This window comes from Sinobacterium caligoides, from assembly GCF_003752585.1.
Taxonomy (GTDB): domain Bacteria; phylum Pseudomonadota; class Gammaproteobacteria; order Pseudomonadales; family Sinobacteriaceae; genus Sinobacterium; species Sinobacterium caligoides.
In genome coordinates this window covers 71585-82560 of the sequence record NZ_RKHR01000010.1, presented here as the reverse complement: position 1 = coordinate 82560, position 10976 = coordinate 71585, and the positions used below count along the sequence as shown (strand labels likewise).

Genomic DNA, 10976 nt, shown 5'->3' with positions numbered 1-10976 from the left:
ACAGAGCATATCTTCTTGCGAAGCCGCTCAATGTCGGGCTGCGTATTCTACTGAATCGCAACCTGGTGTCAACGGTTATTTCAGCGTTTTCACCGTGTCGTTTTGAGTGGGCTTTAGAAGCTGTCTCGGTGACGACGGAGGCGAAATATACGGAGGTAGTGGCGATGGTGCAAGCCCTTTTTACAAAAATAGCAAAATAAACCATGCTGGCGCAAAAACTAATAAACAATGACACAAAAAAGCCGGCTCACGCCGGCTCTCTAGAAACTAACGATAAGCTATTAATTATAACTTATCTGACTCTGCAGCAAGATAGTCTGCGACACCGGCAGGTGACGCTGTCATACCTTTATCACCCTTATTCCAGCCAGCAGGACAGACTTCGCCGTGCTCCTCATGGAATTGCAAAGCTTCAACGGTGCGAATTAGCTCATCGATATTACGACCAAGCGGCAGATCATTAACGAGCTGCGAACGAACAAGGCCTTCCTTATCGATAATAAACGCACCACGGAAAGCAACACCGCCATCAGACTCAACATCATATGCACGGCAAATATCGTGGTTGAGGTCTGCAGCCAAAGTGTAGTCTACCGCACCAATGCCGCCATCATTGATAGCGGTGTTACGCCAAGCGTTATGGGTAAAGTGCGAATCAATAGAGACACCCACAACCTCAACACCTAGCTCTTTGAACTGATCCATGCGGTGGCTCAGTGCTATCAACTCCGAAGGGCACACAAAAGTAAAATCAAGTGGGTAGAAGAAAACAAGACCGTACTTACCTTTCATCGCCTCTGAGCGCGTGTAGCTATCTACAATTTCACCATCTGCCAAAACCGCTGCACATGTAAAATCTGGTGCTGACTTACCTACTAAAACTGCCATTGAGAGATCCCCTTTAAGTAATTAATTAATTTGACCACATTGCTATAGTCACTCTCACGAATGAACGACTGCCGTTATCATGGAGGCAACACCTAATTTTTCAAGTAAATAGTTTGAAAAGTTTCAAAATTGGCAACTTTCTCCAAGCCAAACAGGCTACCTTGATAAAAAACCTATTGACAATGATTCTCATTCGCAGGAGAATCATAATCTCATTTGTAGTATGGGCACACGAGCCATGTATATCTGTCTCTGCAAAGGCATCACCGATAACCAAATACGCGACGCAGTCGAAGACGGTGTTAATAACGTACGAGAGCTGCGCGACTTGCTCGGCATCGCCAGCCAGTGCGGCAAGTGTGGCAAAGAAGCCAAACGCGTTATCAACGAGTCACTACACTGTGCGCGAAGTAATACTGCATTTTATCCTGCTTAAGCCTCCCTCACTGCTTCTTGTTTCAGTTTATCTACACCACGCTTTGACAGATCCCCAACTCGGCACCATATTTTATGCTCTCTCGCTAAATTCGGAGCAGCACTATGAAAGGAGATTCGAAAGTCGTTGGGTATCTAAACAAAGCCTTAGCGAACGAGCTCATCGCCATCAATCAATATTTTCTCCACGCTAAGATGTATAAAGACTGGGGACTCGATGGACTTGCTGAGCATGAATACCACGAGTCCATTGACGAGATGAAGCATGCCGATCAGCTGACAGAAAGAATTCTATTCTTAGAGGGGCTGCCCAACCTACAGAGCCTAGGTAAACTGCACATTGGTGAAAACACAAAAGAAATGCTGCTATGCGACCTCAACATTGAGGCTAAACATGCCGTTCCACTACTCAAGGAGGCCATTGAGTATTGCGAGTCAACACAAGATTATGGCAGCCGTGATCTACTGGAGAGTATTCTAGAGTCGGAGGAGGGACATATTGATTGGATCGAGACTCAGCTCGGTCTAATCGACAAAGTGGGCCTCGAAAACTACCAACAAAGTATGATGCCACATTGAGCAAAACGCTCGCCAGCTCAACCTAGGGATGAGCTGGCACACACACTACTCCGCCGATGGCGCCGCGTCTTTAATCAGCGTCTCTAACTCGCCCGATTCAAACATCTCGGTAATGATATCGCAACCACCGACCAACTCTCCCTTTACCCACAGCTGTGGGAAGGTTGGCCAGTTAGCATACTTAGGCAGCTCTGCACGAATTTCTGGGTTAGCGAGAATGTCGACATAGGCAAAGCGTTGACCACACTTCATCAAACACTCTACTGAGCGTGCTGAAAAGCCACACTGCGGGGCGTTTGGTGAGCCCTTCATGTAGATCAGGATGTCATTATTGGAGATTTGCTCTTTAATGGTATCGATAGTATTCATACTTGTTCTCTATGTCTGTCAACGGCGATCCAGTAGCCGCCTTACCAATTCAGCAGAGGATTGTATCCACTTTCATACAACATTTCCTCCCTATCGCAATTATTTTCACCACACAGCTTTACTTAGCGATCAGCGCACGATTGCCAATACTGCCGACACTGTTAATATAGCCATACTTAGACAGCTATGTGCTGCCCAGATGTGCTTGAAGAGATGATAACACCGATGACAAATACAATAATGAACACCTACGGACGCCTGCCGGTACAATTCGAGCGTGGCGAAGGCTGCTACCTCTTCGATATCGATGGCAATCGCTACCTCGATGCACTGAGCGGTATCGGCACCTGCAACCTTGGTCACTGCCATCCGGCGGTTACCGAGGCACTAACTAATCAGGCCGCCACACTGGTGCACACCTCCAACCTCTATCACGTTGGCAGCCAGTCAACGTTAGCTGAGAAACTTATCGCGATCACAGGCATGGACAATGTCTTCTTTGCCAACTCAGGCGCTGAGAGTAACGAAGCCGCTATCAAGATTGCTCGCCTCTATGGCCACAACAAGGGAATAGAGACCCCCAAAATCATCGTCATGGAAAATAGCTTCCACGGGCGAACGTTGGCAACACTCAGCGCGACAGGTAACAGTAAAATTCAAGCGGGCTTTGGCCCTCTTGTTGAGGGATTTATTCGCGCCCCCTTTGGCGACATCGAACATGTTCGCCAGCTCGTCAATCAGCATAGTGATATCGTCGCTATTTTAGTTGAACCCATCCAAGGTGAGGGCGGCGTCAATGTCTCTCCACGCAACTACCTGAAAAACTTGCAGCAACTCTGTAATGATAGCGAGCTACTATTGATGCTCGACGAGATACAGACCGGCAACGGCCGCACCGGCCATTACTTTGCCTTCCAGCATGAGAAGCTTGAGCCCGACGTAGTCACCACAGCCAAGGGGCTCGGTAACGGCGTCCCTATCGGTGCCTGCATCGCCGGGCGTCGCGCTAGCGGCATTTTTCAACCAGGTAATCATGGCTCAACCTTTGGCGGCAACCCACTTGCATGCGCAGCGGCAAACGCAGTCATAGATACCATTCAAGAGAATGAGCTACTCGATAACAGCCTGTCTATGGGGGAATATATTCGCCAACAGCTCGCCCTCGCCCTGCAGGATACCCAAGGCGTTGTTGAGATACGCGGTCAAGGCCTCATGATCGGCATTGAACTTAGCAGCGACTGTGCTGAGCTGATGGCACAGGCTCTCGAGCAAAAGCTACTTATCAACGTCACCGCCGGCAACGTGATTCGACTACTACCTCCGATCATCATTGATAAAGAAATGGCCCAGAACATGATCGATATTCTAGTGCCGCTGATTCAGAAGCATCTGAACCGCTAACCCCCTCATGAGGGGATCTGCCCTCGCCTCCCTCTACGCAGCACGTGTCGATTAAAGTATGTCCGTATTACTCACAGTCAAAAACATTCAATGTAGCCACCAACAACAAGCGGTGGTCACTGACTTCAGCTTTCACATCAAGGCCGGTGAAATTTGCTGTCTACTGGGTGCAAGTGGCTGTGGCAAGACAACCGTGCTGCGTGCCATCGCAGGCTTTACTGATATCGATAAAGGGCATATCGAGCTCGCCGGCATCGAACTATCCAGCGCCGATCACACCATTCCACCAGAACAAAGGCCACTCGGTATGGTCTTCCAGGATTACGCGCTCTTCCCTCACCTCAGCGTTAAGGAAAATATTTGCTTCGGCATCCACAAGAAAAAGCAAAAAGAACAACAGGCGGTGCTCGACGAACTACTCGCCTTGACCCACCTTGAAGGTTTTGAACACCGATACCCCCATGAGCTCTCTGGTGGCCAGCAACAGCGTGTCGCGCTTGCTCGGGCGCTAGCCCCGAAGCCTAAGCTACTATTAATGGATGAACCATTCTCTAATCTCGATGCCGAGCTACGTAAAAAACTTAATATCGAAGTCCGCCAAATCCTAAAGAGCTTAAACATCAGCGCCATTCTCGTTACTCATGACCAAGAGGAAGCCTTCGCCTTTGCCGATCATATTGGCCTCATCAATAACGGCGGAATCAGTCAATGGGATACCGCTTTTAACCTCTACCACGAGCCCGCCAACCGTTTTGTCGCCAACTTCATCGGCCGCGGTAGCTTTATCCCTGGTCAGCTCGTTTCTCCTGACAAAGTCACAACACAACTCGGCACGATCTCCGGTAATCGCGCTTACAAGTGGCCGCAAGATTGTCATGTAGAAGTGTTGTTACGCCCTGACGACATCGAAATTTACGACACCGACACAGGCGGCCATCAGGCAACAATCAGCCACAAAGTATTCAACGGCAGCAGCACGCTTTACACCATTAAGCTAGCAGACGACACCACACTAGAGGTACTCTCCCCCAGCCACCACGACTACAGCATTGGCCAGCGTGTCTGCGCCAAACTGCACGTTGACCACTTAGTTGCCTTTGAAAAATAAACGCACGATAAAGCGATAATAAAATATAGCTTTATAACTAATTAATCCACTCGTTATAGATGACAGAAAACATTTATAAAAGCCTGCTATTTCATAAGCCTAAGTTAAAATATTTTAAGCCTATAAAAGCTTCAGGGTTATCCACAGACTATCCCCAGGCTTACTCCTTGCACGTCAATATAGGGAGGCATACTTTATCGTTCCTCCCCCAAAAAACGATATGAACCTAATACCATCGTTAAGCTTGATATCGGCGCAACCGATCCGGCTACGCCCCCAACAAGGACGAGAATATGCTGCCAGAGCACCACGACGAGATCGACACTAACACGCTACTACTCACCCTCGACCAAGTTCATCAAACCATCCAGGTAATGTCCAACGTGGTCGACAAATTACGCAATTACCTAACCCCCTCTACAGAGACGCCCCCTACTGCAAGCTGCCTGCAACTCGAGTTAGAGTTCCTCGGCCCCATCGAACAGAGACAAAACTTGCTGCCAGAACCTCCCCTACTAGGGGCAAAGCGGATAACAAAAAACGAGTCGGTTATTCACTAATACTCCCGCGCATCGGCCTGCACAGTGATAGGAATCCATCGATTAATAATATCGTTTAACCTACCTCTTTCGCGCAGGTCTAGCAGGGCGCTGTTTAGCTTTTTTAATAACAGCGGCCTGTCTTTACTAACCACCCAGGCTATATCCTCGTTGGTGAGCATTCGATACATACTCACCAAGTCTTGATACTCAGCCTCGCTCGCCAACAACCAACTAGTGGGCGCATCGTGAATAAATAGGCTGATTTCTTTGCGCTGCAAGGCCATCAGCCCCTCTTTCGGACCATCATAACCCTTCAAACTAACCACATCGCGATAACGCAGAGCATAACTCTCACCCGTTGTCCCTGTTTCGTAGCCGACAGTGTCCACATCACGCAATAACTCATCGAGCGAGCGAGGCTTCACTGCGATATTTTCCCGGCGAATAATCGCCATCTGCCCCAGGCTCATATAGGGCTCGGTAAATGCTAATCGTTCACGCCTATCCGAGGTGATGCTGACCCCCGACATCACTAGATCAACTTCTCCGGACTCTAGTGCGGGAAACAGCTCTAACCAGGGCATCTCTACTCGTTGAATAGAGCACCCCAAGTACTTCTTCAACTCACGAGAAAGATCCACTTCTATACCGTACAAGGCCTCTCCCCGCTTAAACACCAGCGGCGGAAAATTGGCCGCCATCCCGACCCTGATTGGCTTTTCACAGGCAGCGAGAGAAGTGAGTGGATACCAAAGTGACAACCACAATATCAATGTCGACATGACCAGCTTAATAGTCATTGACTCACTTCAAAGCCGAAATGAAGCATCACGTACTCAATCATCAACCACCCACTTCCTTTAATTCTATTATCACTAATATTTTGCCCTACAAAGCAAACTCTAGCCATCCATTGGAACATAGTGCCCTTCTGCAACAGCAGGATTATATAGGTAATTACACTTACCGGTAACGCTGCCACAAAAAAGCTCGCCTTATTATGAAAGCCGAAGGCTTCGACTTTTACCTACTCTCCGTCGGTTTACAAAGGCTAATAACAACGCTTAAACGTACGTAATACTGCGACTACCCTCTTATCGGGCCGAACATTACACTAGCGCGATATATTTAAAGGAGGTTTCCATGCTAGTACTATCGAGAAGATTAGGCGAAACATTAATGATAGGGGATGATGTTACTCTGACCATTCTGGGCATTAACGGTAATCAGGTACGGGTAGGTATCACTGCCCCCAAATGTATACCGATTCACCGTGAAGAAGTTTACCAACGTATTGTCAACGAGAAAGAGGCCGGCGAACAAGCCCTCGCCGAGACAGAGTAACAACTTCCTCGCCGACAGTGATCACTGCACCTGTAACGGCAATGTAAAGTAGAAGGTGGTACCACCTTCAGGGTTTCTTAGAAAGCCAATCTCACCTTGATGGCTCTGTATGATGCTATGGCAGACCGACAGACCTATGCCCATCCCTTCCTCTTTCGTCGTATAGAAGGGATGGAACAACCTCTCTTCCGCATCATCGGCTAAGCCATGCCCCCTATCTTTCACCGCCACTGTAATATAGCCGGGACGATCTATCTCCAACTGGATTACCACCCCCAGCTCTCTGTGCTCGCTTGCCGCCATGGCTTCCATAGCATTGCGCACTAAGTTCAGTGCCACTTGCTGAATCTGGATGCTATCCATAGCAATCACCGGCGCATCTGCCAATGGCGTAAAGAAAACAGGGACATTATTGTTTCTACCATCAACCTCCGCTAACGTCACCACATCCTGAATAAGATCGTTGGGGTCCTGCATCGCGATACCGGAGACGGGCTTTTTAACAAAGTTCCGCAACCGCTTGATCACCTCGCTAGCACGCACTGCCTGCGCAGCCATCTTCACCAAGATGTCTTTCAGCTTCTCCTTATCAATAGGCTCTTTATCGGCAAAACGAACGGCAACACTGGCATAATTCGAAATAGCGGTGAGTGGCTGATTCACCTCATGGGCAAAGCCTGCCGCCATCTCCCCCATCGTGCTTAACCGCTCAATATGCGCAAGGTGCTGCTGCTGCGACTGCAGCTCTTCCCGGGCTCGCTCTAACTGGCGCTGACTCTCCCTGAAGTCAGTAATATCACGGAACACCATGACAAAGCCAATCACCTCTTGCCCATTCGTTGCCGGAGTACAGCTCGCCATCACCAAGCGCTTAGAGCCATCTTTAGCAAACAGAATAAACTCTAAATTGCTCAGTTTTTTACCATGACTTAGGGAGTGTATCACCGTCGCCATATTGATATCTGCAAGCTGCTCCTCTCGCTCAAAGAGCAACTGATAACAAGAGCGATTAAGCAGTTCGGCCTCGGTATAACCGCTGAGATACTGTGCCGCATTGTTAACATAGGTAATGCGCCCCTCTGCATCCAAACCACAGACGCCATCTGCCATGGTCGATAATATGCGTGCATTCTCCGACGACAACTCCTTATTCTTGGCCGCTAATTGCTCCTCTAACTCCCGCAACCGCACATGCGTCGCCACCCGGGCCACAATTTCCTCTGCTTGAAAGGGCTTTGATATATAGTCAACCGCTCCCAACTCAAAGCCTTGCACCTTGGTATTCACATCGCCCAACGCCGAGAGAAATATGATCGCACTTGAGGCTGTCTCGGGGTCGGCCTTGAGTCGACGACACACCTCAAAACCATCCATTTCAGGCATCATAATATCCAACAAGACCAGCACCGGCCGAGCTGATTTGGCGATCTGCAAGGCGACTTTTCCGTCCCGTGCGATCAGTAGATGGTAACCCTGGTCACTGAGTGTCTTATACAATACTTGCAGGTTCGTAGGATTATCATCCACTAATAGAACAGACCTCGCGGTGCTAACGTTCATGCTTCCTTTTCTCCCATCATCTGCTCCAACGCCTGTCTCGCCAACAGGGCAATCTTCGGTAACTCTAACATATCGCTATTACGCTTCATTTCGAGATAAATACTGTGGTCATCACCCAATACCGCCATCAGATCAGGTAGGCTCTGCAAGACGATCGCCAAATCTCCTACCTCTGCCGCCTCCTTGACTGCCCTCAGTAGGGCTAGCAGCAGGGTACAGTCTTCAGGCGACAGCTGTGGCAGAGCCAGTCGCGCTATCGCAGGCTGACCTTTCTCTTCCTTCACCGCCCCCCCTCCCTGCTCATTAAGCTCATAATCCTTCGAGACGAACTCCGTCACCACCGCCACTAACTGATCCGCATCAACTGGGCGACGCAGGAAACGATCAACATTCAACAAGCCATCCAATGTCACCTCTTCGTTAGCAACGACAATTGCAGGCGTAGCCACAGCAAAGCTATGTTCATCACGCACCGACTCATCAATGGCCTCCAAGGCCGTCGCGCTATCGACAGTGTCGGCATCGATCAAGATCACATCAACACAACCACTCTCCAAAATATCGACGACCGAGCCAGCTTCATCTACGCTGATACACTGGAAATCGCCATCGTTTAACAATAGCGTCAAAGATGTTGAACACTCCGAGTCATGTTCATAAACAACAATCACCGGAATATTGTCCACTACCACTTGGGTAACAGGCAGCAACTGATTCTGCACCCCTTCGTCCCTCTGCGTCAGCGGCAGAGTAAAACTAAAGCAAGAACCAACACCCAGTTCGCTATCAACCTCAAAAGTACCACCTAGAGCAATACAAAGCTGCTGCGATATCGCCAACCCCAAACCAGAGCCGCCCTCTTTTCTGCCTTCGGCCGTCTGCTTAAAAGGACTAAAGATCTCTCGCAATTTCTCCGCTGGGATACCGATCCCTGTATCTATCACCTGTAATAATAATTCATGGGTAGACGCTAGTGTCGACAGCCTCAGCACCACGCTCCCACGATGCGTAAACTTGATCGCATTACCGAGCAGGTTAATAAGGATCTGTCGCAACTTCATCGAGTCTATAACAATCTCTTCGGGAATATCTAATAACTCGATCTCAAACTCGATGCCTTTTTGCATAGCCCTTGGTCGCACAACGTTCGCCACGTTATCAACAATATCGGACAACCGGCAGCGCTGAAAGTCGACCTGCAGCTCACCGCTTTCTATCTTAGCAATATCAAGTACATCGTTAATTAACTCCAGCAGGTGCTGACCACAGCTCTCTATCGAGACCAGCGTCTCGTGTTGAGTCGCATCAAGCCGCACGTCACCCTTCAGCAACTGAGCATAACCGAGCACACCGTTTAACGGCGTGCGCAACTCATGGCTCATTCTTGACAGGAACTCACTCTTGGCAAGGTTTGCCTTTTCAGCATCACGCGTTGCTAGCTCTGCAGCCAGGCGTGCTGCTTCAAGTGCTTCAGAGCGCTCCTTGATCTGACTAGCCATGTCGTTAAAGGTATCGATTAAGTCACCAACCTCCTTGCTCGTCACGTCCGCCGATAAACGCTCATCATAGCCACCACGAGCAAAGCTTCGGGCTCCTTCAAGCAACGCCAATAGCGGTTTTTCAGTCCGCTTAGCAAAACCATAGGCCAGTGCAACTAGAACAATAAAGGCCACCACACTGAACAACGCCAGCTGTAAAAAGCTATCACGAACACTGCCGTAGGCCTCATCTTTACCGATTTCGGCGACCATCACCCAGTCAAGCCCATCAATATGAATAGGTGTCCACACCGAGAAGACATCATCACCTCGATAGTTTTTAATAATCCCCTGACCGGCCCCCTCTATATAGGCGCGATCTATCGCCTCCGTCTCCACCTTCATATTCATCAGGGTCGATTCTTGATAAAATCTCGAGTCCGTCCGCAAGTAACGATCCTTACCGACAATATAAGTCTCCCCCGTTTCACCGAGACCTGGACGCTTAGTCATGATGAAGTTGATAAGGTCGGGGGAGTACCTCAATACTAAAACGGCGATGACAACATCATCGACAACAATTGCCTTCGCCGTGCAACCTTTCACACGGTCATCAGATAGGCGTTGCAAATCATTATAAATCAGCTCGTGCGGGTTATTTGCCGCCTTATAAACACACTGCGCCAGTGCCGTTGTTTGCTTACCGACATAGTTAAATAGCCCGTCATTACGATTAAAACGGTACATGATCAAACCATCATCAGGCCGGATTAGTAAAACATCGCTATTTGGGTAGGTGCTATCGGTAAAGCGAAAGTAGGCATGTAGACGCCGATAACTCTGCCAATACAAACTGCCTATATCGCCAAACTGCCATTGTCGGCTATTAGACTTCGCCAGCTTGGCTAACACTTTCTTATCTCCGTCAGCGGGCAGCAGCTTAGTGAGGAAGCGCACCTCCTCAACGAGGCTCTCGTTCTCACTAAGCACCCTCAGGTTGCTGGTGATCTCTTTCAACTCACGGGTGATCCAATATTCTTTCAGCCGGTTAGCTGACTTTAAACGGTCAAAAGTCACCACGCGCTCTGAGTAAAGCGACGCCGGCACAGCCACCAATATCACCGAGGCGGTCATTATTAAAATGATCGATAACATCAGCGCCATTATTTGATGGCGAAAGCGTATTTGCTTGGGGCCTGTCGTCGCCCCTTTATCTTGCTGCATAACAGTACATAGCTGACCTCGTTAAAAAAGCTATCTATCTCAAATAAG

Annotated in this window: 12 protein-coding genes; 7 read left to right on the top strand and 5 right to left on the bottom strand. The window is 49.0% G+C overall.

Going from position 1 to position 10976, the window contains the following annotated elements; all coding sequences use genetic code 11:
* Positions 1-200: hypothetical protein (locus EDC56_RS19720; RefSeq protein WP_162844250.1), on the top strand; the 200-nt coding region annotated here is incomplete at its 5' end.
* Positions 201-285: 85 nt separating this feature from the next.
* Here the strand turns inward: EDC56_RS19720 and EDC56_RS19020 are convergent.
* On the bottom strand, positions 286-888 hold the full coding sequence (locus tag EDC56_RS19020; RefSeq protein ID WP_123714178.1) for a peroxiredoxin: 603 nt from the start codon (positions 886-888) through the stop codon (positions 286-288).
* Positions 889-1126: 238 nt separating this feature from the next.
* On the opposite strand from EDC56_RS19020, the gene EDC56_RS19015 reads away from it, so the two are divergent.
* The gene (locus tag EDC56_RS19015; RefSeq protein WP_123714181.1) at positions 1127-1324 is read left to right on the top strand and encodes a bacterioferritin-associated ferredoxin; all 198 of its coding nucleotides are present in this window, start codon (positions 1127-1129) and stop codon (positions 1322-1324) included.
* 104 nt (positions 1325-1428) lie between these two features.
* Positions 1429-1902, top strand: a complete 474-nt coding sequence (gene bfr, locus EDC56_RS19010; RefSeq protein ID WP_123714177.1) for a bacterioferritin — start codon at positions 1429-1431, stop codon at positions 1900-1902.
* A gap of 45 nt (positions 1903-1947) precedes the next feature.
* On the opposite strand, the gene grxD is transcribed toward bfr, so the two are convergent.
* On the bottom strand, positions 1948-2271 hold the full coding sequence (gene grxD, locus EDC56_RS19005) for a Grx4 family monothiol glutaredoxin (protein ID WP_123714176.1): 324 nt from the start codon (positions 2269-2271) through the stop codon (positions 1948-1950).
* A 225-nt stretch (positions 2272-2496) separates the two neighbouring features.
* Between grxD and EDC56_RS19000 the strand changes: the two genes are divergently transcribed.
* The 3 genes from EDC56_RS19000 to EDC56_RS18990 all read left to right on the top strand — a co-directional run bounded on the left by EDC56_RS19000 (position 2497) and on the right by EDC56_RS18990 (position 5340).
* Entirely contained in the window at positions 2497-3672 is a 1176-nt protein-coding gene (locus EDC56_RS19000; protein ID WP_123714175.1) for an aspartate aminotransferase family protein, read from the top strand.
* Positions 3673-3730: 58 nt separating this feature from the next.
* A complete protein-coding gene (locus EDC56_RS18995; protein ID WP_123714174.1) occupies positions 3731-4780 on the top strand; it encodes an ABC transporter ATP-binding protein in 1050 nt (349 codons plus the stop codon).
* Between the two features lie 293 nt (positions 4781-5073).
* Positions 5074-5340: a hypothetical protein gene (locus tag EDC56_RS18990; RefSeq protein ID WP_123714173.1), complete on the top strand. Its 267-nt coding sequence runs from the start codon at positions 5074-5076 to the stop codon at positions 5338-5340.
* Here EDC56_RS18990 and EDC56_RS18985 read toward each other — a convergent pair.
* Positions 5337-6122, bottom strand: coding sequence for a substrate-binding periplasmic protein (locus EDC56_RS18985; protein WP_123714172.1), 786 nt, complete (start codon positions 6120-6122; stop codon positions 5337-5339). The genes EDC56_RS18990 and EDC56_RS18985 overlap by 4 nt on opposite strands.
* A 343-nt stretch (positions 6123-6465) precedes the next feature.
* Here EDC56_RS18985 and csrA point away from each other — a divergent pair, with 343 nt between their 5' ends.
* Positions 6466-6666 carry a carbon storage regulator CsrA gene (csrA, locus tag EDC56_RS18975; RefSeq protein WP_123714170.1) on the top strand — a complete coding sequence of 67 codons (201 nt, stop codon included), beginning with the start codon at positions 6466-6468 and terminating at the stop codon, positions 6664-6666.
* Positions 6667-6687: 21 nt separating this feature from the next.
* On the opposite strand, the gene EDC56_RS18970 is transcribed toward csrA, so the two are convergent.
* Together EDC56_RS18970 and EDC56_RS18965 are read right to left on the bottom strand one after the other, a co-directional pair.
* On the bottom strand, positions 6688-8226 hold the full coding sequence (locus tag EDC56_RS18970) for an ATP-binding response regulator (protein WP_123714169.1): 1539 nt from the start codon (positions 8224-8226) through the stop codon (positions 6688-6690).
* Positions 8223-10928 carry an ATP-binding response regulator gene (locus EDC56_RS18965; protein ID WP_123714168.1) on the bottom strand — a complete coding sequence of 902 codons (2706 nt, stop codon included), beginning with the start codon at positions 10926-10928 and terminating at the stop codon, positions 8223-8225. Before EDC56_RS18965 ends, EDC56_RS18970 begins: the two co-directional genes overlap by 4 nt.
* Between the last annotated feature and the right edge of the window lie 48 nt (positions 10929-10976).